19 protein-coding genes are annotated in these 22801 nt (G+C 64.5%); 14 read left to right on the forward strand and 5 right to left on the reverse strand.

All coding sequences use genetic code 11. From position 1 onward, the window contains the following. Nucleotides 1–6 precede the first annotated feature (6 nt). On the reverse strand, nt 7–1620 hold the full coding sequence (locus ACOIX3_RS14690; RefSeq protein ID WP_420970526.1) for a DHA2 family efflux MFS transporter permease subunit: 1614 nt from the start codon (nt 1618–1620) through the stop codon (nt 7–9). Nucleotides 1621–1628: 8 nt separating this feature from the next. Further along, nucleotides 1629–2813: an HlyD family secretion protein gene (locus tag ACOIX3_RS14695; protein ID WP_420970527.1), complete on the reverse strand. Its 1185-nt coding sequence runs from the start codon at nt 2811–2813 to the stop codon at nt 1629–1631. Between the two features lie 156 nt (nt 2814–2969). Here ACOIX3_RS14695 and ACOIX3_RS14700 point away from each other — a divergent pair, with 156 nt between their 5' ends. After that, nucleotides 2970–3680: a TetR/AcrR family transcriptional regulator gene (locus ACOIX3_RS14700; protein ID WP_420970528.1), complete on the forward strand. Its 711-nt coding sequence runs from the start codon at nt 2970–2972 to the stop codon at nt 3678–3680. Then, the gene (locus ACOIX3_RS14705; RefSeq protein WP_420970529.1) at nt 3680–4102 is read left to right on the forward strand and encodes a hypothetical protein; all 423 of its coding nucleotides are present in this window, start codon (nt 3680–3682) and stop codon (nt 4100–4102) included. Before ACOIX3_RS14700 ends, ACOIX3_RS14705 begins: the two co-directional genes overlap by 1 nt. 21 nt (nt 4103–4123) lie before the next feature. Here the strand turns inward: ACOIX3_RS14705 and ACOIX3_RS14710 are convergent, their stop codons facing one another. Together ACOIX3_RS14710 and ACOIX3_RS14715 are read right to left on the reverse strand one after the other, a co-directional pair. Continuing rightward, nucleotides 4124–5821, reverse strand: coding sequence for an ATP-binding protein (locus tag ACOIX3_RS14710; protein WP_342722914.1), 1698 nt, complete (start codon nt 5819–5821; stop codon nt 4124–4126). A 157-nt stretch (nt 5822–5978) separates the two neighbouring features. Beyond that, nucleotides 5979–6905 (reverse strand): LysR family transcriptional regulator, encoded by a 927-nt coding sequence (locus tag ACOIX3_RS14715; RefSeq protein WP_207836700.1) that lies wholly within the window; start codon nt 6903–6905, stop codon nt 5979–5981. A gap of 166 nt (nt 6906–7071) precedes the next feature. Here ACOIX3_RS14715 and ACOIX3_RS14720 point away from each other — a divergent pair, with 166 nt between their 5' ends. The 12 genes from ACOIX3_RS14720 (at nt 7072) to ACOIX3_RS14775 (ending at nt 21177) form a co-directional block, all read left to right on the forward strand. Then, nucleotides 7072–8091, forward strand: a complete 1020-nt coding sequence (locus ACOIX3_RS14720) for a class 1 fructose-bisphosphatase (protein ID WP_420971734.1) — start codon at nt 7072–7074, stop codon at nt 8089–8091. A gap of 10 nt (nt 8092–8101) precedes the next feature. Next, nucleotides 8102–8977: a phosphoribulokinase gene (locus tag ACOIX3_RS14725; protein ID WP_420970530.1), complete on the forward strand. Its 876-nt coding sequence runs from the start codon at nt 8102–8104 to the stop codon at nt 8975–8977. Further along, nucleotides 8974–10995, forward strand: a complete 2022-nt coding sequence (tkt, locus tag ACOIX3_RS14730; protein ID WP_420970531.1) for a transketolase — start codon at nt 8974–8976, stop codon at nt 10993–10995. The genes ACOIX3_RS14725 and tkt overlap by 4 nt, the downstream gene beginning before the upstream one ends. A gap of 15 nt (nt 10996–11010) precedes the next feature. Then, entirely contained in the window at nt 11011–12093 is a 1083-nt protein-coding gene (fba, locus tag ACOIX3_RS14735; RefSeq protein WP_420970532.1) for a class II fructose-bisphosphate aldolase, read from the forward strand. 33 nt (nt 12094–12126) lie between these two features. Then, complete coding sequence (locus tag ACOIX3_RS14740) at nt 12127–13590, forward strand: form I ribulose bisphosphate carboxylase large subunit (RefSeq protein WP_212310925.1); 1464 nt, start codon at nt 12127–12129, stop codon at nt 13588–13590. Nucleotides 13591–13602: 12 nt separating this feature from the next. After that, nucleotides 13603–14028 (forward strand): ribulose bisphosphate carboxylase small subunit, encoded by a 426-nt coding sequence (locus tag ACOIX3_RS14745; protein ID WP_420970533.1) that lies wholly within the window; start codon nt 13603–13605, stop codon nt 14026–14028. Nucleotides 14029–14138: 110 nt separating this feature from the next. Then, a complete protein-coding gene (gene cbbX / locus ACOIX3_RS14750; RefSeq protein WP_420970534.1) occupies nt 14139–15065 on the forward strand; it encodes a CbbX protein in 927 nt (308 codons plus the stop codon). 32 nt (nt 15066–15097) lie between these two features. Then, nucleotides 15098–15778: an HAD-IA family hydrolase gene (locus tag ACOIX3_RS14755; RefSeq protein WP_420970535.1), complete on the forward strand. Its 681-nt coding sequence runs from the start codon at nt 15098–15100 to the stop codon at nt 15776–15778. A 609-nt stretch (nt 15779–16387) separates the two neighbouring features. Beyond that, entirely contained in the window at nt 16388–17461 is a 1074-nt protein-coding gene (gene chvE / locus ACOIX3_RS14760; protein WP_420970536.1) for a multiple monosaccharide ABC transporter substrate-binding protein, read from the forward strand. A 57-nt stretch (nt 17462–17518) separates the two neighbouring features. Beyond that, on the forward strand, nt 17519–19099 hold the full coding sequence (mmsA, locus tag ACOIX3_RS14765) for a multiple monosaccharide ABC transporter ATP-binding protein (RefSeq protein ID WP_420970537.1): 1581 nt from the start codon (nt 17519–17521) through the stop codon (nt 19097–19099). Continuing rightward, complete coding sequence (mmsB, locus tag ACOIX3_RS14770; RefSeq protein ID WP_420970538.1) at nt 19096–20286, forward strand: multiple monosaccharide ABC transporter permease; 1191 nt, start codon at nt 19096–19098, stop codon at nt 20284–20286. The genes mmsA and mmsB overlap by 4 nt, the downstream gene beginning before the upstream one ends. Nucleotides 20287–20343: 57 nt before the next feature. Further along, the gene (locus tag ACOIX3_RS14775; RefSeq protein ID WP_420970539.1) at nt 20344–21177 is read left to right on the forward strand and encodes an inositol monophosphatase family protein; all 834 of its coding nucleotides are present in this window, start codon (nt 20344–20346) and stop codon (nt 21175–21177) included. A gap of 290 nt (nt 21178–21467) precedes the next feature. Here ACOIX3_RS14775 and ACOIX3_RS14780 read toward each other — a convergent pair whose 3' ends face one another. Beyond that, nucleotides 21468–22694: an ABC transporter substrate-binding protein gene (locus ACOIX3_RS14780; protein ID WP_420970541.1), complete on the reverse strand. Its 1227-nt coding sequence runs from the start codon at nt 22692–22694 to the stop codon at nt 21468–21470. Between the last annotated feature and the right edge of the window lie 107 nt (nt 22695–22801).

A 22801-nucleotide genomic window follows, 5' to 3' on the forward strand; every position in this document is an offset into this window, starting at 1 on the left:
CAGGGATCAATGCGCCGCGCCGCCGCCGGCGACATTCTTCGGCTTGCCGGTCAGCACGATCGCGATCGCGGCAAGCACCAGCACCACGCCGATCACCGCGAAAGCGTCGCTGAAGCCGAGCACCAGCGCCTGACGTTTCACGATATTGCCGATCGCCACGATCGCCTGGCTGTGTGCGGTTGCGGGGTCCGAGATGCCGTGGCTGAGGAAGTAGTTGGTGACCTCGGCGATTCGGGTCCGCACCTCCTCGCGGCCCAGATGCACGGACTGGCCGATGATGTTGGAGTGGAACTGCTCGCGCTTGGTGACGATGGTGCTGAGCAATGCGGTGCCGATCGCGCCGCCGAGGTTGCGCATCATGTTGGAAATCCCGGAGGCCGCCGGCGCATCCTGCGGTGCGACGCTGCCGAGGCTGATGGCGGACAGCGGCGCCAGCGTGATTGCCTGGCCGATCGCGCGGACGATGTTCGGATAGAAGAACTGGTCGCCGGAATAGTCGAGCGACATCTGGATGTTCATGAAGGATGAGACCGCAAACAGGATCATGCCGGTGAAGGCGATGAAGCGCGGGTCGAAGCGCTGCATCAGCTTCGGCACCAGCGGGATCAGGATCAGCTGCGGCAGGCCGGTCCAGGCCAGCACCTGGCCGATCTGCTCGGCATTGTAGCGCTGCACCTGGCCGAGATAGGCCGGCAGCAGATAGACCGAGCCGAACAGCGCGAAGCCGACGAACACCGCCGAGATGGTGCCGAAGCCGAAGCTGCGCTGAGTCAAGAGCCGCAGCCGGAGCAGCGGCTTCTCGACCACGAGCTCGATCCAGACGAACAAAGTGAGGCTGACGGCGGCGATCACCGCGAGCTTGACGATGAAGGGCGAGCCGAACCAGTCGTCCTTGTTGCCTTCCTCGAGCACGGCCTGCAGCGACGCGAGGCCTATCGCCATCGTGATGATGCCGAGCCAGTCGCCCTCGCGCAGCAGATTGAGCTGCATCGGCTGGCGTTCCAGGGTGAGAGAAAGGGTGATGACCATTACCGCGGTCGGAATCACGTTGACGAAGAAGATGGTCTGCCAGCCGTAGTTCTCAGTCAGGTATCCGCCGATGGTCGGGCCGATCGCCGGCGCAAACGTCACGGCGAGCGCGAACATCGCAAGGCCGATCGGCTGTTGCACCTTCGGCAGCTTGGTGAAGACAAGCGTGAAGGCCATCGGGATCAGCACGCCGCCGAAGAAGCCCTGCAGGCCGCGCATCGCGATCATCGAGGGCAGGTCGTGGGTGAAGGCACAGGCGACCGAGAAGATCGCAAACAGCGTGGCGAAGCCAATGATGATCTTGCGGAACGAGAACACCCGGCTGAGAAAGTCGGTCAGCGGAATGACCACGATCTCGCCGATCAGGTAGGACGTCGAGATCCAGGAGCCGTTGTCGACCCCGGTTCCGATGCCGCCCTCGATGTTGAGCAGCGAGGCGTTGGTGATCTGGATGTTGAGGATCGCCATGAAGGCGCCGATCATCGCGGCGACGATGGAAATCCAGACGGCCATACTGGCGCGGTTGGGGTCGACTGCTGCGGCTACTGGGCGGGGCGCAGCAGCCGGGGAGGAGAGTGCGAGGTCGGACATGACATCACCTATTTGAAAGAGGCGACAGCGAGCTTGGGCGAGGTGCTGGAGCGCGGAGTTTCCCCGGCGGGATGCGACAGCGTCGCGATGGAAGGGATCACCGACATGCCCGGCCGCAGGTCGACATTGGTTGCGTCGAGCACGATCTTGACGGGGATGCGCTGCACCACCTTGGTGAAGTTGCCGGTGGCGTTGTCAGGCGGCAGCAGCGCGAACTCCTGGCCGCTGGCGGGCGCGAGGCTGTCGACATGACCGCGTACGACCTGACCGGGGAACATGTCGACCTCGATCTCGACCGGCTGGCCCTTGCGGACATTGGTGAGCTGCGTCTCCTTGTAGTTCGCGATCACATAGGCGCCGGTGGCCGGCACCAGCGACATCAGTTGCGTGCCGGCCTGGACGAACTGGCCGGTGCGCAGCGTGCGGTTGCCGACGACGCCGTCGATCGGCGCGGTGATGGTGGTGTAGCCGAGATTGAGCTCGGCCTGTTGTTGCAGGGCAGTGGCCCGTGCCTGCGCCGCGACGGCCTGGGCGATGTCAGCCTTCAGCAGTTCCACCTGGCGCTCTGCGGAGGCGAGGTTTGCGGTGTCGCGGGCGATGGCGGCCTGCGCGCCGGCGTAGCGCGACTGCGCCTGCTGCGCGTTCTGCACACTGCCGTAGCCGGTGCCCGCGAGGTCGGTGTAGCGCTTGTTCTCCTGCTCGGCGAAGGTCTGGTTCGCGGTATCCACGGCGAGCGTTGCGCGCGCCGCCTCGATTACCGAGTGCTGCACGTCGAGCTGGGCGCGTTTGCTGGTGATCGCAGCTTCGGCGGCAGCGACGTCAGCTTTCGATTGATCAAGCGCGACCTTGAAATCGCGCTCGTCGATCCGCGCCAGGATCTGCCCGGCGCGCACATGTTCATTGTCGCCCACCAGCACCGCGCTGAGATAGCCTGAGACTTTCGGTGCGATCGTGGTGTTGTCGGCCTTCACATAGGCGTCGTCGGTCGAGACCTGAAAGCGGCCGACCGTCCAGTAATCCCAGCCGTACCAGCCGCCGCCCGCGAGCAGGGCGAGGGCTGCGCCGGTCATGAGCAGGCGGCGAAGCTTGCCCTTGGCGGCGGGCTTGGCCGCCTCCGGATTTGCGATCAACTGCTTGGCGGTCTCGGCCGGAACCTGGCTCTCGGCCTTGAAGGACGTTTCATGCTGGCTCATGGCAGGCGCTCCTGATTGCTCTATCCCTCTGGGGAACCGTAGGAATTTGGATTTCGGCGGTCCGGGATAATTAGGAAACTTGATGTTTTCCAAAATAGAGCCCATATTGGGACTGTCAATAGAATGACAGTCATCATCTAAAAGCATGGCTCGCGGATGAACCGGAACGACAAAGACCAGACAGGGCAGACCGCGCAGGCGCCGGAACGGCGCGGCCGCGGGCGGCCGCAGCTTCGTTCCGACGACGAAACACGCGGACTGATCTATGAGGCGGCGCGGCGTGAATTCTCGGAGCGCGGCTTCGCCGCGGCCAGCATCGCCGACGTGGCCTGCCGCGCCGGCGTTTCCACCAAGACGCTCTACCGTTTGATCCCGACCAAGCTCGCGCTGTTCGAGGGCATGGTGACCGACCGGGTGGAGCGGTTCGTGTCTATCGTGAATCTCGGCGCCTGCGATGGCCGCAATGTTGCGGCGGCCCTGGAGGCCGCTCTGCTGGTCTGCGCCGAGCTCATTCTCGATGCCGAGGTCATCGCGCTGCAGCGGATCATCCTGGCCGAGAGCGACAAATTCCCTGACATCGCCGAGACGTTTTACGAAAAGGCCATGCAGCGCTCGATCGCCGCGCTGGCGAATTGGCTGGGCGTCCAGCAGCGGCGAGGGCGGATCGTGCTCGACGACACCGAAGCCGCAGCGGGCATGCTGCTCGGTATGCTGGTGTTCAAGCCGCAGCGCGACGTCATGTTCGGGCACAAGCCCGCGCCACTGCACAGCGAGATGGCAGCGCGCGCCAGGGCCTGTGCTGCGCTGTTCCTGTCCGGATGCGCCGTGCCGGCCGACCGGGCCAACAAGCAGATAGGAGGCGCGTGATGCCGGAGCCGGCCGCAACCTATACTGTTGAGGCGCAGATCGCGCGTGACGACCAGGCCAAATGCGAGGATGTGCTGACGCGCTGGATGGCGGCGCTCAACCGCTATGACGCGTCCGCCATGGACGCACTGATGCACTTCCCGCATGTGCGGATCGCCGGCGGCGTGGTTACCGTCTATCAGCAGCCCGGCAACAATCCGATGGACCTGTTCGAGCGGTTGCGCAAACAGGACGGCTGGCATCACAGCGCCTGGAACGAGACCAAGCTCGTGCAGTCCTCGCCGGCCAAGGCGCATTACGCCGTCAGCTATACGCGCTACCGCGAGGACGGATCGGTCATCGGGATCTACGATTCCCTCTATGTGCTGAGCCTGCTCGGCGGCGCCTGGAAGATCCAGAGCCGCTCGAGCTTTGGTCCCTGAGCGAGCGCGTTACAAGCCGCGCTACTTGGCCGCCACCACCGATGCGGGAGGCTGCGTCAGCACCTGCCGGATCATCCGGGCGAGATCGGCCTTGCGATAGGGTTTTGGCAATAGCGTGACGTCCGGGTCGAGACGGCCGTGATGGATGATGGCGTCTTCGGTATAGCCCGACGTGAACAGCACGCGCACCGAGGGCAGCTTGGCGATCACGGCATCGGCCACCTGCCGGCCGTTCATGCCGCCGGACATGATGACGTCGGTGAACAGCACGTCGCAGACGAAGCCCTTCTCGACCGCGGCCAATGCTTCCGGGCCGTTGGCGGTGACCATGGTGCGGTAGCCAAGCTGCTCGAGCTGGGCGCTGACGTAATTGCGGACCAGCGGATCGTCCTCGACGACCAGGATGGATTCGTGGCCGCCACGCATGTCGACCGGAGGAGGCGGCTCGACGTCGACCATGTCGCCCATGCTGCGCGGCAGATAGAGCTTGATCGATGTGCCGTGGCCCTCTTCGGAATAGATCTTGAGATGCCCGTCGGACTGCTTGATGAAGCCGTAAACCATGCTCAGCCCGAGGCCGGTGCCCTTGCCGGTATCCTTGGTGGTGAAGAACGGCTCGAACACCTTTTCGCGGATCCCCTCCGGGATTCCGCCGCCGGTGTCGCTGACCGCGACCATCACATATTCACCCGCCCGCACGTCGAGATTGGCGGCGGCATAAACCTCGTCGAGGATGACGTTGCTGGTTTCCAGCATCAGCTTGCCGCCGTCGGGCATCGCATCGCGGGCATTGACGGCGAGATTGAGCAGCGCGGTCGCCATGTGGTTGGGGTCGATGAAGGCCGGCCAGGCGTCGGGCTCGAGCGCGGTATCGATCTCGATCTGCTCGCCGAGCGACGGGCGCAGCAGCCGCGCGGTGTCCTGCACCAGCGTGTTGAGGTTGGCTTCACGCGGTTGCAGCGGCTGCTGCCGCGAGAAGGCCAGCAGATGCTTGGTCACCTCGGCGCCGCGAAAGGCGGCATCGCTGATCATTTTTGTCACCGACGACAGCGCGGCGTCATGTTCCACGGCCTCGGCGAGGATGTCGATCAGGCCGGTGATGACGGTCAGAATGTTGTTGAAGTCGTGGGCGATGCCGCCGGTAAGGTGCCCGACGGCCTCCATCTTCTGCACCTGACGCAGCTTCTGCTCGGCCTCGAGCTGCTCCCGCGCGGCCTCGACCTCGCGGGCGCGCATGAAGATTTCAGCTTCCATCTGCTCGGTGCGCTCGCGCAGGCGGTCGGTCAGCTTGTCCTGCTCGGCGCCGCGCTGCTTCAGTTGAATGAAGCCGGTGACGTCTTCCACCCGATGGATGATGTAGCTGAACTGTCCGCTCGGCCCGAACACCGGCGTATTGCGCGGGCTCCAGTAGCGCTCCTCGAATCCGCCGCCCTCCGACTCGGGCTTGCGGATATCGTATTTCTGCACCGACATGGTGTCGGGGCGGCGGAACTGGACCACGCGTTCCAGCGAAGCGCGGAGGTTGCGCACGCCGTCGGCGGCCGGATCGTCCGGATTATCGGGAAATACGTCGAACAGCCCGCGCCCAAGGATCGCGGCGCGCTCGGTCTTGGTGGCGCGCAGATAGGCGTCGCTTACTGCCACGATGCTGAAGTCAGGCTGCGTCAGCACCAGATAAAGGCCGGGCGCCGCCTCGAATAACGCCTTGAAGTCAGGCATCGGCGGGGACTGGTTTTGCAGTTCATCCTCCCTCGCAGGGATACGGTCCGCGCGTGACCGCAATTAAGATGTGGCACGCGTTCGCGGGAACTTCAATGCTTAACATACGGCGTTAACTCGATTTTTTCGATCGAACGGGTGTCGTGGCAGCGCGCGGCTAGCGCGAATTGGGCAGATAGCGCCAGCCCTCCTTGCCCAGGAAGTCCAGCATCGCCTGCGCGGGCGGCAGCAGGATCTTGTCGGTGCGCCTGATTGCGTGCCACTGCCGGACGATCGGCAGGCCCTTCACCTTGAGCACCACCAGCCGGCCATCCTCCAGTTCATGGAACACGGTGTGCTGGGAAATGAAGGCGATGCCGAGCCCGGCCATCACCGCCTGCTTGATGGTCTCGTTGCTGTCCATCGCCATGCCGAGCTTCGGCTCCAGTCCGACCCGCTCGAAATATTGCTGCATCAGCATCCGCGTGCCCGATCCCTGCTCGCGGGTGATGAAGGTTTCATTGGCGAGCTCCGATGTCGCGACGTGCCGCCGCCGCGCCAGCCGGTGATCGGGTGCGGCGATGATGAAGTGCGGATGCCGGCCGAGCGGCTTCATCTCGACTTCGACATCGGCCGGCGGCCGGCCCATCACCGCGATGTCGAGATCGTAGCCGCGCAGCGCGTCGCGGATCTCCTCGCGGTTGCCGATCCTGAGCGTGACCTCGATCTTGGGAAAGCGGCGCGAGAACGCCGCGATCGCGAACGGCACGAAGTATTTCGCGGTCGAGACCGCGCCCATCGCGACGCGGCCGCCGCTGCGGCCGGCGATCATGTCGAGCGACTGCTCGCAGTCCTTGAGCGCCGCCTCGATCCGCTCGATGAGCGCCAGCACATGCGCGCCGGCATCGGTCAGCGCCATGCCGTCGCCGGTGCGCTGGATCAGCGGCAATCCCGCGAGCGCCTGCAGGTTACGGAGCTGCAGCGTCACCGCGGGCTGCGTCAGGTTCAGCTGGTTGGCCGCCGACGTGATCGAGCGGGCCGCGTGCACGGCCGACAGCGCGCGCAGCTGGCGGATGGTGAGGTCGCGCGAGAAGTTGCCGGCCATCACAAGCTCCATAAGAAATACTTTGCCCAGACCCAAGATAATGAAATTTCCCTAATTGGGCAATTCGCGCGTTGATAGGGCGAAGGCGACTCCCTGCGGTCGCCTCTCGACACCTCGGGACAGAGGGCGCGATCAAAGGGAGAGGCCGGTGGAGATTCGTCCTGCATTGCATGCCCATCTGGAGTGGCCGACGCAGCACAACCCGCTGCGCGCCGCGACCGTTGCGGTGATCGAAGCCCTCGCAGGTGCCGCGATCGAGCTCTCGCGCATCATCGCCGCCGGGCCGCTCGCCGGGATCGGCGGTGAGAGCGGCGGGGTCAATCCCGACGGCGATCGCCAGAAAACCATCGACATCGTCGCCGACAACCTGATGCGCGACGCGCTGCGTGCGGCGCCCGTCGCTGCGGTGTTGTCGGAAGAGGTCGAACTGCCGGAGACGCTCGATACCGATGCGCCGCTCTGCGTCGCGATCGATCCGCTCGATGGATCCGCCAATCTCGAAAACAACATCTCGATCGGCACGATCTTCTCGATCCGGCCGAAGGGAAACGACATTCTCTCGACCTTCTTCGAGCCCGGTACGGCGCAATGTGCCGCGGGCTGCTTCATCTACGGTCCGCAGACCGTGCTGGTGCTGGCGCTCGACCAGTGCGTCGACTGCTTCACGCTGGATCCGCGAACCGGCGAGTTCGTCCTGACTGCGCGCGACCTCCGGGTGCCGCAGGATGCGTCGGAGTTCGCCATCAACGCCTCGAACCGGCGGCACTGGAGCGGCCCGGTGCGCAACTACATCGACGACTGCCTTGCCGGCGTGAACGGCGAGCGCGGGCAGGATTTCAACATGCGTTGGATCGGCTCGCTGGTGGCCGAGGCCTACCGCATCCTGATGCGCGGTGGCGTCTTCCTGTATCCGGCGGATGCGCGCCAGGGCTACCGCGAGGGCCGGCTCCGCCTGCTGTATGAGGCGCATCCGATCGCGCTGATCATGGAGTGGGCGGGCGGCGCCGCGTCCAGCGGCCGGTCGCGCATTCTCGAACTCTCGGCACGCACGCCGCATCAGCGCGTGCCGCTGATCATGGGATCGGCGCGCGCCGTGCGCGACGTCGATGCGATCCACCTGACCGTCGAGCCGTTGTTCGAGAGCAGCGATGCCCCGCTGTTCGCGCGGCGCGGCCTGTTCCGCTGAGGGGGAGCGCATGTCTCGTCGACATCCTATCATCTCGATCACCGGTTCGTCCGGCGCCGGCACCACCTCGGTGAAGAAGACGTTCGAAAACATCTTCCGCCGCGAGAATGTGGTCGCGGCCTATATCGAGGGTGACGCGTTCCATCGCTACGACCGCGCCGAGATGCGCAGCCAGATGTTGGATAAGGCCGAACGCGGCGACAAGCATTTCAGCCATTTCAGCCCCGAGACCAATCTCTTCGAGGAGCTGGAGAAGCTGTTCAGCGACTATGCCGAGACCGGCACCGGCACGACGCGGCACTATGTGCACGACGAAGAGGAATCGCGGCTCTACGGCGCCAAGCCCGGCACCTTCACCGCATGGGAGGCGCTGCCGGAGAATTCCGACCTCTTGTTCTACGAGGGCCTGCACGGCGCCGTGGTCACCGACAAGGTGAATGTCGCGCAGCACGCCGACCTCAAGATCGGGGTCGTGCCTGTCATCAACCTCGAATGGATCCAGAAGCTGCATCGCGATCGCAGCCATCGCGGCTACTCCACCGAGGCGGTGACCGACACCATCCTGCGTCGCATGCCGGACTATGTGAATTACATCTGCCCGCAATTCAGCGAGACCGACATCAACTTCCAGCGCGTGCCGACGGTCGATACGTCGAACCCGTTCATCGCGCGCTGGATCCCGACACCGGATGAATCGATGGTCGTGATCCGGTTGAAGAACCCGCGCGGCATCGATTTTCCCTATCTGCTCTCGATGATCCCGAACAGCTTCATGTCGCGCGCCAATTCGATCGTGATTCACGGCGCCAAGCTCGACCTCGCGATGCAGCTCATCCTGACCCCGCTGATCCTGCAATTGATCGAACGAAAGAGGCGAACGATATGACCGCACTTGCGTCCGTTGCCAGCCGCCCCGAAATCAGCCACGACGAGATGGCCAACGCCATCCGCTTCCTCGCCATCGACGCGGTGGAGCAGGCGAAATCCGGCCATCCCGGCATGCCGATGGGCATGGCCGATGTCGCGACCGTGCTGTTCACCGACTTCCTGAAATTCGATCCGGCCGATCCGGCCTGGCCCGACCGCGACCGCTTCGTGCTGTCGGCCGGGCACGGCTCGATGCTGCTCTACGCGCTGCTCTATCTGACGGGCTACGAGCGCATGACGCTCGATCAGCTCAAGGCGTTCAGGCAATGGGGATCGCAAACCCCGGGCCATCCCGAGTATGGCCATACGCCCGGTGTCGAGACCACGACCGGGCCGCTCGGGCAGGGGATCGCGACCGCGGTCGGCATGGCGCTCGCCGAGCGGCTGATGAACGCCCGCTTCGGCGACGACCTCGTCGACCACTACACCTATGTGATCGCCGGCGATGGCTGCCTGATGGAAGGCCTCAGCCATGAGGCGATCTCGCTCGCCGGCCATTTGCGGCTGAACCGGCTGATCGTGCTGTTCGACGACAACCAGATCTCGATCGATGGCGCCACCTCGCTGTCCTGTTCGGACGACCAGACGGCACGATTTGCGGCCAGCGGCTGGAACGTCTGCCGCATCGACGGCCATGATCCGCAGGCGATCGCCGCGGCGATCAGGCAGGCGCGAACGAGCGATCGTCCGTCGCTGATCGCCTGCCGCACCGTGATCGGGTTCGGTGCGCCGAACCGGCAGGGCAGCGAGAAGGTGCATGGCGCACCGCTCGGCGCCGATGAGGCGGCGAAGACCCGCGCCGCGCTGCGCTGGCCGTATCCGGCCTTCGAAATCCCCGATGCCGTGCTGGCCGAGTGGCGCGAGCTCGGCGGCCGCGGCCGTGACGCACGGCGCGCCTGGATCGAGCGCTCGCGCAGCGCCTGCAAGGCCGACAAGGCCGAGCGGTCTGCATTCCACGACGCGCTGAACCGGAAACTGCCCTGCGCCTATGCCGAGGCGATGACCAAACTTGTCGGGCGGTTCGCGACCGAGCGGCCGAAGCTCGCCACGCGGCAGGCCTCGCAGCAGGTTATCGACGTGATCGCCGAAGCCTTGCCCAATCTCCTGGGCGGATCGGCCGACCTCACGCACTCCAATCTGACATTGGCGAAGTCGCAGGTTTCGGTGCGGCCGGAAACACTCGACGGCAGCTATATCCACTATGGCATCCGCGAGCACGGCATGGCGGCGGCGATGAACGGTATCGCGCTGCATGGCGGGTTTATCCCCTATGGCGGCACCTTCCTCAGCTTCGCCGATTACAGCCGGCCGGCGATCCGCCTCGCGGCATTGATGGGCATCCGAGTCATCCATGTGATGACCCATGATTCGATCGGGCTCGGCGAAGACGGACCGACGCATCAGCCGGTCGAGCATCTGGCGGCGCTGCGAGCGATCCCGAACCTGCTGGTGTTCCGGCCGGCCGATGCGGTCGAGACGGCGGAAGCCTGGGACTGTGCGCTGAAGGCAGAGACCTCTCCGTCGATCCTCTGCCTGTCGCGGCAGGCGCTGCCGACGGTTCGCGACGGCAGCAAGGACAACCAGGTCGCGCTCGGCGCCTACGTTCTCGTCGAGCCGGCCTTCGGGCGTGACGTCACCCTGATTGCAACGGGTTCGGAGGTGTCGATCGCGCTCGAAGCCGCAAAGCTGCTGGCGGAAGCAGGGGTGAAGGCCGCGGTCGTCTCGGCCCCGTGCTTCGACCTGTTCCGCCAGCAGCCGCGCGACTATCGCGCCGAGGTGCTGGGCAGCGCGCCGCGTGTCGGTGTGGAAGCCGCAGTCGAGGGCGACTGGGCGCGCTGGCTCGGCGACGACGGCGTATTCGTGGGTATGACCGGCTTCGGCGCCTCCGCACCGGCCGATGTGCTCTACCGCGAATTCGGCATCACGCCGGCGGCGGTCGCCGCTGCGGCAAGACAGCTCATACAACGAGCGAATTGAAAGGAGGACGCCACCATGGCGCGGATAACCTTGAGGCAATTGCTGGATCACGCTGCCGAACGCGGCTACGGCGTGCCGGCCTTCAACATCAACAATATGGAGCAGGGCCTCGCCATCATGGAGGCGGCGGCGGCCTGCGATGCGCCTGTCATCATCCAGGCTTCGCGCGGCGCGCGGTCCTATGCCAACGACATCATGCTGGCGAAGATGATCGATGCGCTGGAAGAGATGTATCCGCAGATCCCGCTATGCCTGCATCTCGATCACGGCAACGAAGAGGCGACCTGCGCGACCGCGATCCGCTACGGCTTCACCTCGGTGATGATGGACGGCTCGCTCACGGCCGACGCCAAGACCGCGGCCGACTACGACTACAACGTCGATATCACCCGCCGGGTGGTCGATATGGCGCACTGGGTCGGCGCGTCGGTCGAAGGCGAACTCGGCGTGCTCGGCTCGCTCGAGCATGGCGGCGGCGAGCAGGAGGACGGTCACGGCGTCGAAGGCAAGATCAGTCATGACCAGCTGCTCACCGATCCTGACCAGGCGGTCGATTTCGTCCGCGCCACCAAGGTCGATGCGCTCGCGATCGCGATGGGTACCTCGCATGGCGCCTACAAGTTCACGCGCCGCCCCGACGGCGAGATCCTGGCGATGCGCGTGGTCGAGGAGATCCATACGCGCCTGCCCAACACGCATCTGGTGATGCACGGCTCGTCCTCGGTACCGCAGGCGCTGCAGGACATGTTCAACCAGTTCGGCGGCGAGATGCCGCAGACCTGGGGCGTGCCGGTCGAGGAGATCGTCCGCGGCATCAAGCATGGCGTGCGCAAGGTCAACATCGATACCGATTGCCGCCTGGCGATGGCCGCCGCTTTCCGCAAGGTCGCCGTGCAGTCGAAGAGCGAGTTCGATCCGCGCAAATTCCTCAAGCCCGCGATGGATGCGCTGCGCGAACTCTGCCGTGACCGCTTCGAGCAGTTCGGCACGGCCGGCAATGCCGCCCGGATCAAGGTGGTTGCACTGCCGGAGATGGCCCGACGCTATCGCGCCGGCGCACTCGATCCGCAGATTGGAAAGATCACCCAGGCCGCCTGAGCAGACGGCGACGAACGACGACAGGAGATTGAGATGAACATACAGCCATCGATCACGGTGCGCGGCAAGGATCGCTACAAGTCCGGCGTGATGGAATACAAGCGGATGGGCTATTGGGAGCCGAACTACGAGCCCAAGGACACCGACGTCATCGCGCTGTTTCGCGTCACGCCGCAGGACGGCGTCGATCCGACCGAAGCCTGCGCGGCGGTGGCGGGCGAATCCTCGACCGCGACCTGGACCGTGGTGTGGACCGATCGGCTGACCGCCGCGGAAAAATACCGGGCAAAGTGCTATCGCGTCGATCCGGTGCCGAACTCGCCGGGCAGCTACTTCGCCTATATCGCCTATGATCTCGATCTGTTCGAGCCGGGCTCGATCTCGAACCTGACCGCCTCGATCATCGGCAACGTGTTCGGCTTCAAGCCGCTGAAGGCGTTGCGGCTCGAGGACATGCGGCTTCCGATCGCCTATGTGAAGACGTTCCAGGGCCCGGCGACCGGCATCGTCGTGGAGCGCGAGCGGCTCGACAAGTTCGGCCGTCCCTTGCTCGGCGCCACCGTGAAGCCGAAGCTCGGCCTGTCCGGCCGCAACTATGGTCGCGTCGTCTATGAAGCGTTGAAAGGTGGGCTCGACTTCACCAAGGACGACGAGAACATCAACTCGCAGCCCTTCATGCACTGGCGTGAGCGCTTCCTGTACTGCATGGAGGCGGTCAACCGCGCGCAGGCCGCGACCGGAGAGATCAAGGGCACGTATCTCAACGTCACCGCGGCGACCATGGAGGACATGTACGAGCGCGCCGAGTTCGCCCATGAGCTCGGCTCCAACATCGTCATGATCGACCTCGTGATCGGCTACACCGCGATCCAGTCGATGGCGAAGTGGGCGCGCCGGAACAACATGATCCTGCATCTGCATCGCGCCGGCCATTCGACCTACACGCGGCAGCGCAGCCATGGCGTTTCGTTCCGCGTGATCGCGAAATGGATGCGGCTCGCCGGCGTCGACCACATCCATGCCGGCACGGTGGTCGGCAAGCTCGAGGGTGATCCCAACACCACGCGCGGCTACTACGACATCTGCCGCGAGGACTTCAACCCGATGCAGCTCGAGCACGGCGTGTTCTTCGACCAGAACTGGGCAAGCCTCAACAAGCTGATGCCGGTGGCCTCCGGCGGCATTCATGCCGGCCAGATGCACCAGCTGCTCGACCTGCTCGGCGAGGACGTCGTGCTGCAGTTCGGCGGCGGCACGATCGGCCATCCCCGCGGCATCCAGGCGGGCGCCACCGCCAACCGCGTCGCGCTGGAGGCCATGATCCTCGCCCGCAACGAGGGACGCGACTACGTCCATGAAGGCCCGGAGATCCTGGCCAAGGCGGCGCAGACCTGCACGCCGCTGCGCGAGGCGCTCGACGTCTGGAAGGATGTCACCTTCAACTACGAGTCGACCGACGCCCCCGATTTCGTTCCCACGCCGAGCATGGCGGTCTGACAGGAGGTTCTCATGCGCGTGACCCAAGGCTGCTTCTCTTTCCTACCCGATCTCACCGATGAGCAGATCGCCGCGCAGGTGCAATACTGCCTCGACAAGGGCTGGGCGGTGAACATCGAGTTCACCGACGATCCGCACCCCCGCAACACCTATTGGGACATGTGGGGCCTGCCGATGTTCGACCTGCGCGATGCGGCAGGGATCATGAAGGAGCTCGCCGATTGCCGGCGGGTCTATGGCGACCGCTACATCCGGATCTCCGGTTTCGATTCCAGTCCCGGCTGGGAGTCGGTTCGCATCTCCTTCATCGTCAACCGGCCGCGCGAGGAACCCGGCTTCCGGCTCGACCGCCAGGAAGCCGCCGGTCGCAACCTGCACTACGCGACGCATTCCTATGCGGCTGGTCGCCCCGAGGGCGAACGCTACACCGATCGTTGACCGCGTCCGGCTGAAAAGCCAGGCGGGTTGCTCCCTCGACCGTCTGGTCCGGATGCACTTCTCCGTCGTCGCCGCCGCGGCGACGGAGCTTTTCTCGAAGCGAGAGGACGATGACCCAAGCGCAGGAACAAATCCGCGAGACGCCGCCCGAGACCATCGACCTCCGGCATGAGTTCGCCGACCTCGGCATTGGCGACGTGCTCGACCAGCTCGATTCCGAACTGATCGGCCTCAAGCCCGTGAAGACCCGCATCCGGGAGATCGCCTCGCTGCTGCTGGTCGAACGCATCAGGCGGAAGATGGCGCTGGCGACGACGTTCCCGACGCTGCACATGTCGTTCACCGGCAATCCCGGCACCGGCAAGACCACGGTCGCGCTGCGGATGGCCGGCATCCTGCACAAGCTCGGCTTCGTGCGCCGCGGCCACGTCATCAGCGTCACGCGCGATGACCTGGTCGGGCAATATATCGGCCACACCGCGCCGAAGACGAAAGAGATATTGAAGAAGGCGATGGGCGGCGTGCTGTTCATCGACGAGGCGTATTACCTCTACCGTCCCGAGAACGAACGCGACTACGGCCAGGAGGCGATCGAGATCCTGCTGCAGATCATGGAAGCGCAACGTGAGGATCTGGTGGTGATCTTGGCCGGCTATGGCGACCGCATGGAGAAGTTCTTCCAGAGCAATCCGGGGTTCCGCTCCCGCATCGCGCATCACATCGATTTCCCGGACTATTCGGACGGGGAGCTGCTCTGGATCGCCGAGCTGATGTTGCAGCAGCAGAATTATCGTTTCTCGCCGGAAGCGCGCGAGGCCTTCACCCGGTACATCGGCATCCGCAAGCAACAGCCGCTGTTCTCCAATGCGCGCTCGATCCGCAACGCGCTCGACCGGATCCGGCTGCGCCAGGCCAACCGGATCGTGGCGAAGCTCGACCGCACGCTCACGGCCGACGACGTGATGTCGATCGAGGCCGGCGACGTGCTTGCGAGCCGCGTGTTCGGCAAGGGGATCGCGGCGGGCGAGGGACGATGAACCAGGCGCTCGCCGGCATTAGGAACGCCGGGATGCGCCACATCATTGCGAGCGCCCGCGCCTTGATCTTCGATGTCGATGGCACGCTCGCCGAAACCGAGGAGGTGCATCGTCGCGCCTTCAATGAGGCGTTCGCTGAGGCCGGCCTCGATTGGTTCTGGGACCAGGTCACCTATGGGCGGCTGCTTCGGGTCGCCGGGGGCAAGGAGCGCATCCGCGCCTTCGACCAGAGGAACGCTGTCCCGTCGCTGACATTCGCCGATATCGCCGACCTGCACGGGATCAAGACCGCGCGCTATGCCGCACTGATTGCGGCGGGCGGCTGCCCGTTGCGGCCGGGCGTGAGGGCCTGGCTCGCCGGCGCGCGCAGCCGCGGCCAGCGTCTGGCGCTCGCCACGACGACGTCGCATGGCAATATCGATGCGCTGCTGTCGGTTGCGTTCGGGCTGGATTGGGCCGATCTGTTCGAGGCTGTTGTCGCCGGGGATGATGTGCCGCGGAAGAAGCCGGCGCCGGACGTCTATGTTGAGGTGCTGGCGCGGCTCGGGCTCGGACCGGCGAATTGCATCGCGGTCGAGGATTCCGACAACGGTCTCGCCGCCGCCGCTGGGGCCGGCATCCCCGTGGTCATCACGCGCAGCACCTATTTCAGCGACGACGATTTCGCCGGAGCCCTGCTGGTCGTCGACGATCTCTCCGAGATCGACGCCTGAAGGCCGTTGCCGCCGCCGCGCAGCAGTTCGATTAATTTATTCGCACAGTGAAATAAATGGTACTTGCGTCCATCGCACAGGAGAGGCACAATCTCGCCAAAGGTTGCGAGAAGTCCTGCCGCACCCCAGCGGACAGTAGACTTGCCAGTAATTTCGGGAGACAACGCCTTATGATCCGCCGCTCTCCGGTCAATTTATTCGGGCACTTAAATAAATGACCAGTTGGCGCTTGCATCCATATGGTGGGGACGACGTCCACCAAAGGTTGCCGGAAGCAAAGTGCCGCACCGCCAGAAGTTCGGGCGGAGGCCGGCGCTCGTCAACGATTCCGGGAGACAGGCGCCTCATGATCCTCCACGTCATCCCTGCGCCTCGTTCGTCGTACGACATGACTCGCGGATGAACCCGGCATTCCAGGATCGACTGATCGTGCGGAGTGAGCATTGGCGCTGTTGACGGGTTCAATCGACATTCCGCAATTTCGGTTCGTGACGGCCCCGGCGCCGATCCGACATCGCCGTAGACCTGCGGCCGGCCCACGAACGATCACCGTCGATTGACGCTATCTACGGCTACGGTACCCCAACTAAAAAACCAAGGGAGTGAAGGATGTTCAAATTGAAGACCGCCTTGTTCGCGCTCGCGCTGGCCGGCCTTGCCGCGACGGTGTCCGATCGCGACGCCATGGCCCAGGCCAAGCCGACCGTGGGGATCGCGATGCCGACCAAATCCTCGGCGCGCTGGATCGACGACGGAAACAACATCGTCAAGGTACTGAAGGAACGCGGCTACGGCACCGACTTGCAATATGCCGACGACGATATCCCGAACCAGCTCTCCCAGGTCGAGAACATGGTGACCAAGGGCGCCAAGGTGCTGGTCATCGCGGCGATCGACGGCACCACGCTGTCCGATGCGCTGAAGCAGGCCAAGGCCCAGGGCATCACGGTGATCGCCTATGACCGCCTGATCCGCGACACCCCTAATGTCGACTACTACGCGACCTTCGACAATTTCCAGGTCGGCGTGCTGCAGGCGAGTTCGATCGTGAATGCGCTCGGGCTGAAGGACGGCAAGGGGCCCTTCAACATCGAGCTGTTCGGCGGCTCGCCGGACGACAACAACGCCTATTTCTTCTACGACGGCGCGATGTCCGTGCTGAAGCCCTATATCGACAGCGGCAAGCTCGTGGTCGCGAGCGGCCAGACGGGCATGGGCAAGGTCGCGACCTTGCGCTGGGACGGCGCCACCGCGCAGGCGCGGATGGACAATCTGCTCAGCGCCTTCTACGGCAAGAAGCGCGTCGATGCGGTGCTGTCGCCCTATGACGGCCTGTCGATCGGCATCATCTCCTCGCTGAAGGGCGTCGGCTACGGCAGCAAGGATCAGCCGATGCCGTTCGTCAGCGGCCAGGACGCCGAGGTGCCCTCGATCAAGGCGATGCTGCGCGGCGAGCAGTATTCGACCATCTTCAAGGACACCCGCGATCTCGCCAAGGTCACGGCCGACATGGTCGATGCCGTGCTGAGCAAGAAGGACGTCACCGTCAACGACACCAAGACCTACAACAACGGGGTCAAGGTGGTTCCGTCCTATCTGCTCAAGCCGGTCGTGGTGGATAAGACCAATTGGGAGAAAGTCCTGATTGACAGCGGCTACTACAAGCGCTCGCAATTCGACTAGGGCAGGTGAACGGGGCTGAAAGCGCCGAGGCCGAGTGACGTTGCGGGACATGATCCGATGACGGCGATGCTTGAGATGCGTAACGTCAGCAAGAGCTTTGCCGGCGTGCAGGCATTGCGCGACGTCAGCCTCACCGTGGAAGCCGGGCAGATCCATGCGCTGGTCGGCGAGAATGGTGCGGGCAAGTCGACCCTGATGAAGGTGCTGAGCGGGGTCTATCCCGCCGGCAGCTATGAAGGGTCGATCCTGTTCGACGGCGATGAGCGCCGGTTCCGCGACATCAACGACTCCGAGGCGCTGGGGATCATCATCATCCACCAGGAGCTGGCGCTGATCCCGCTGATGTCGATCGCCGAGAACATCTTTCTGTCGCGCGCGCCGTCGCGGTTCGGGGTGGTGGACCGCAATGCGGTGTACCGGCGGACGGCAGAGCTGCTGGCACAGGTCGGCTTGCGGGAATCGCCGGATACGCTGATCACCGATCTCGGCGTCGGCAAGCAGCAACTGGTCGAGATCGCCAAGGCGTTGTCGAAGAAGGTGCGGCTCCTGATCCTGGACGAGCCGACCGCGAGCCTCAACGAGGCCGACAGTGCCGCGCTGCTGGACCGGCTGCTGGTCTTCCGCGAGCAGGGCATCGCCTCGATCCTGATCTCGCACAAGCTGAACGAAGTCGCGCGGGTCGCCGACCGGATCACGGTGCTGCGCGACGGCCGCACCGTCGATAGCCTCGATTGCCGAACCGAGCAGGTCGACGAGGACCGCATCATCCGCAGCATGGTCAACCGCGATCTCGCGCATCGCTTCCCGGAGCGAAACGTTGCGATCGGCGATCCCGTGATGACGGTGGAGAACTGGTCGGTGTATCACCCGCTGCATACCGCCCGGCAGGTGATCAAGAACGTCGATTTCAGGGTGCGCCGCGGCGAGGTGGTCGGTATCGCCGGCCTGATGGGCGCCGGCCGCACCGAGTTCGCCATGAGCCTGTTCGGCAGGGCCTGGGGCTACAATATCTCCGGCAAGATCAGCCTTGACGGCCGCGAGGCCAGCCTTGCCAGCGTGCCGGCCGCGATCCATGCCGGCCTTGCCTATGTCACCGAGGACCGCAAGCAGCTCGGGTTGATCCTCGCCGACGACGTCCGCAAGAACGTGACGCTGGCGAGCCTTCGCCAGGTGTCGGATCGTGGCGTGATCGACGATGTCGTCGAGCTGAAGGCCGCGAGCGACTACCGCAGCCGGATGCGGATCCGGTGTTCTGACGTCTATCAGGAGGCCGGCCAGCTCTCGGGCGGCAACCAGCAGAAGGTGGTGCTGTCGAAATGGCTGATGACCGATCCACAGGTGCTGCTGCTGGACGAGCCGACCCGCGGCATCGACGTCGGGGCAAAATACGAGATTTATTGTATCATCAACGAGCTCGCGGACGCCGGCAAGGGCGTCGTGGTGATCTCGTCGGAAATGCCGGAATTGCTCGGCATCTGCGACCGGATCTGTGTGATGAATGACGGCGCTTTCGTCGGCGAGTTCGCCAAGGGCGATGCGACGCAGGAGAAGATCATGCGCGCCATCATGCGCAATGTCAGGATGTCCGGAAGCGGCGCCCCTGCCGGTGAGGTGCGGGCGGGAGGCGGAGCACAATGACCGACAAGACGGTGTCACTTCCCGAGACCCCCAAGCATTCCGGCTTCATCAAGAACAATCTGCGCAACTACGGCATGCTGCTGTCGCTGCTTGCGATCATGCTGTTTTTCGAGATCGTGACCGACGGCACGCTGTTGCAGCCGGTCAATCTCACCAATCTCGTGCTGCAGAACAGCTACATCGTGATCATGGCGCTCGGCATGCTGCTCGTGATCGTCACCGGGCATATCGACCTTTCGGTCGGCTCGGTCGCGGGCTTCGTCGGCGCGGTCGCGGCGGTGCTGATGGTGACCTACCATGTCGACTACCCGACCGCCTTTATCGTCTGTCTCTTGGTCGGTGCTGCGATCGGCGCGGCGCAGGGCTACTGGGTCGCCTATTTCAAGATTCCCTCCTTCATCGTGACGCTGGCGGGCATGCTGGTGTTCAAGGGCCTTGCGCTCGCGGTGCTGCAGGGCCGGTCGGTCGGGCCGTTTCCGCCGACCTTCCAGAAGCTGTCGTCGGGCTTCATCCCCGAGCTGTTTCCGAGCGCCGGCACGCTCTACCCGACCTCGCTGCTGATCGGCGTCGTGCTGGCGTTCGCGCTGGTGCTGGCGAGCGCCAAGAGCCGGGCGCGCGAGCAGTCGCACGGCATCGAGGTCGAGCCCTACGCGTTCTTCATCGCCAAGAGCATCGCGCTGGCGGGCGCGGTGCTCTACTTCACCTATCTGATCGCCTCGCATCGCGGCCTGCCGAACGTGCTCGTCATCATGACGGTGCTGATCGCGCTGTACGGTTTCGTCACGCGGCGGACCGTGATCGGCCGCCAGATCTATGCCGTTGGCGGCAACGCCAAGGCCGCGAAGCTGTCGGGCGTCAAGACCGAACGGCTGACTTTCTTCACCTTCGTCAACATGGGCGTGCTGGCGGCGCTCGCCGGACTGGTGTTTGCTGCCCGCCTCAACACCGCGACGCCGAAGGCCGGCCTCGGCTTCGAGCTCGACGTGATCGCCGCCTGCTTCATCGGCGGCGCCTCGGCCTATGGCGGCGTCGGCCGGGTCGGCGGCGCGGTGGTCGGTGCCATGATCATGGGCGTGATGAACAACGGCATGTCGATCCTCGGCATCGGCATCGATTATCAGCAAGTGATCAAGGGCCTCGTCCTGCTGGGCGCTGTCTGCATCGATGTCTACAACCAGCGCCGGTGATTGCCGCGCAGTCATGATCCTGCGATAGAATGACGGCGCAACGCAGGAGAATGCCGCGTGAAGCTGTCCCATGCCGATGCGCTGAACATCGGAAACATCCTCGCCCAAGTCGGCCGTACCGAGATCATGCCGCGGTTTCGCCGCGTCCGGGAGATCGAGGTCCGTACCAAGACGTCGGCATTCGACGTGGTGACCGAGGCCGATGAACTTGCCGAGCAGGCGATCTCGGCCGCGCTGCTCCGAGCATTTCCGAACGCGGTCGTGATCGGCGAGGAGGGCACGGCACGGGATCCGGCCGCGCTCGATCAGGTCGGAACCGCGGAGCTCGCCTTCATCATCGATCCGATCGACGGCACGCGGAACTTCACCTCGAGCCTGCCGCTGTTCGGTACCATGGTGGCGGCCACGATGCGCGGCGAGATCGTGTTCGGCGCGATCCACGACCCGGTCAGCAACGACACCGCGTTCGCGCTGCGTGGCGAGGGCGCGTGGCTCGAAATGCCGGACGGCAGGCGACATGATCTGAAGGTGGCCGCGGCGGTGCCGGTCAAGCAGATGGACGCGGTGATCGGCGTCAACTTCCTGCCTGAGGCGCTGCGCCCAATCGTCGCCGGGAATCTATCCAAGCTTGGTGTCAGCGCCTGGCTCAGATGCGCCGCGCACGAGTATCGCATGGCGGCGTCCGGCCATTGCCATCTCTTGTTCTACAACAAGCTGATGCCGTGGGATCATGCCGCGGGCTGGCTGTTGCATCGCGAGGCCGGCGGCTACAGCGCGCATTTCGACGGATCGCCCTACAAGCCGGTCAACCTGACCGGCGGCTTGCTGTGCGCGCCCGACGAAGCGAGCTGGCATGCGGCACAGCAGGCGATCCTGACGCCGGCCGGGTAGAGGCGGGATGCGCTAGGGGATTGAGTTTCGAGCTGAACTGTCGAACAACCCGCTCGGTGTCGTCCCTGCGAAAGCAGGGACCCATACTCCGCGGCGGGTGTTGTGATTGGGACTCCTCGTTCCGGCGTCGCGCAATAGCGACCCGTTTGTGGTTATGGGTCCCTGCTTTCGCAGGGACGACATCGAATTTGTTGCACGGTCTGTGAGTCAGACTTGCGCGTTCTCGCGACGCGAATTGCCTCGGCTTTGAGTCTCGTCCCACTTCTCATCGAACAGAGCGCGTAGGCTCACTATTCGCTGCCGACCTCGCCGGTGATGATGTTGCCGAACAGCTTCCAGCTCTCGCCCTCGAACCGCATCAGTTGCGACTGTTCGATCGGACGGAAGTCAGTCGCGCTGGTGTTGATCCTGATCCCGGGCAGGATCATCTTCGGCGCGAAGTCCTTCAGGCCGGCGGCCTGCTTCATCACGTTCTCGCGTGTGAGATCGTCGCCGCACTGCTTGAGCACCTGCGCGAGCGTTTGCGCGGCGGCGTAGCCATAGACGTGATTGCCGTTGGTCTTGTCGCCGTCGGGCATGTACTTGTCCATGAACGCCCGCCATTCCCTGGTTTCGGCATCGTCGTTCCAGATCGTGTCGGTCGGATCTTTGAGGTAGGCGACCGAGATGATGCCCTGCGAATGCTCGATGCCGGCGGCGCGCATCACCGAGGCGACCGACGTCGCCGTCGAGGTCAGGAAGAAGGTCGGCTTCCAGCCGAGCTCGGCGACCTTCTTGATGGTCTGTGCCGCGCCCTTCGGCGCCGCCCAGGTGAACAGGATGTCGGCGCCCGAGGCGCGCAGCGCCACGATCTGCGAATCCAGCGTCGGATCGGTCAGCTCGTAGGACTTGTCGGCGACGATCATGCTGCTCGCCTTGTCGCCGAGGCCGTCGCGCAGCCCCTTGAGCGCATCCTTGCCGGCATCGTCGTTCTGCCAGAGCACCGCGATCTTGCCGTTCGGAAATTTGTCGAGGATGTATCTGGCGTAGATCCGTCCTTCGCTCTGGTAGTTCGGCTGCCAGCCCATCGTCCAGGGAAAGCCTTGGGGATCGCCGAAACGTGTCGCGCCCGATGCGATGAAGAGGTGAGGGACCTTCTTGGCGTTCAGATATTTCTGGATCGCGACATTGGGCGCGGTGCCGAGCGGCTGGAACACCAGCAGCACCTCGTCGCCTTCGACCAGCTTGCGCGCCTGCTCGACCGATTTCGGCGGCGAGAAGCCGTCGTCATAACTGATGAAGTTGATCTTGCGGCCGTTAATGCCGCCCTGGTCGTTGATCATCCTGAAATAGGCCGCTTCGGTCCGGCCGATCGCGCCATAGGCGGAAGCGGGACCGCTATAGGGCATGATGTTGCCGATCTTGATCTCGGTATCCGAGACCCCCGGGCCGTAGTTCTTCTGCGCGAGCGCCGGCGACAGCGCGCCGATTGTTACCGCGGCCGCCAGGCACGCGCGAAGACAAAATCCGTCCAACATCCCTCAGTCACTCCCTGATTGTCCGCTGATCGCCTTGTGACGTGCGCGCGGCCCTCTGCCGAGGGCCGGTGCGTTGACGCCCGGCGACAATTATCGTATGCGCTTCC

Source organism: Bradyrhizobium sp. B120, from assembly GCF_049075665.1.
GTDB lineage: Bacteria > Pseudomonadota > Alphaproteobacteria > Rhizobiales > Xanthobacteraceae > Bradyrhizobium.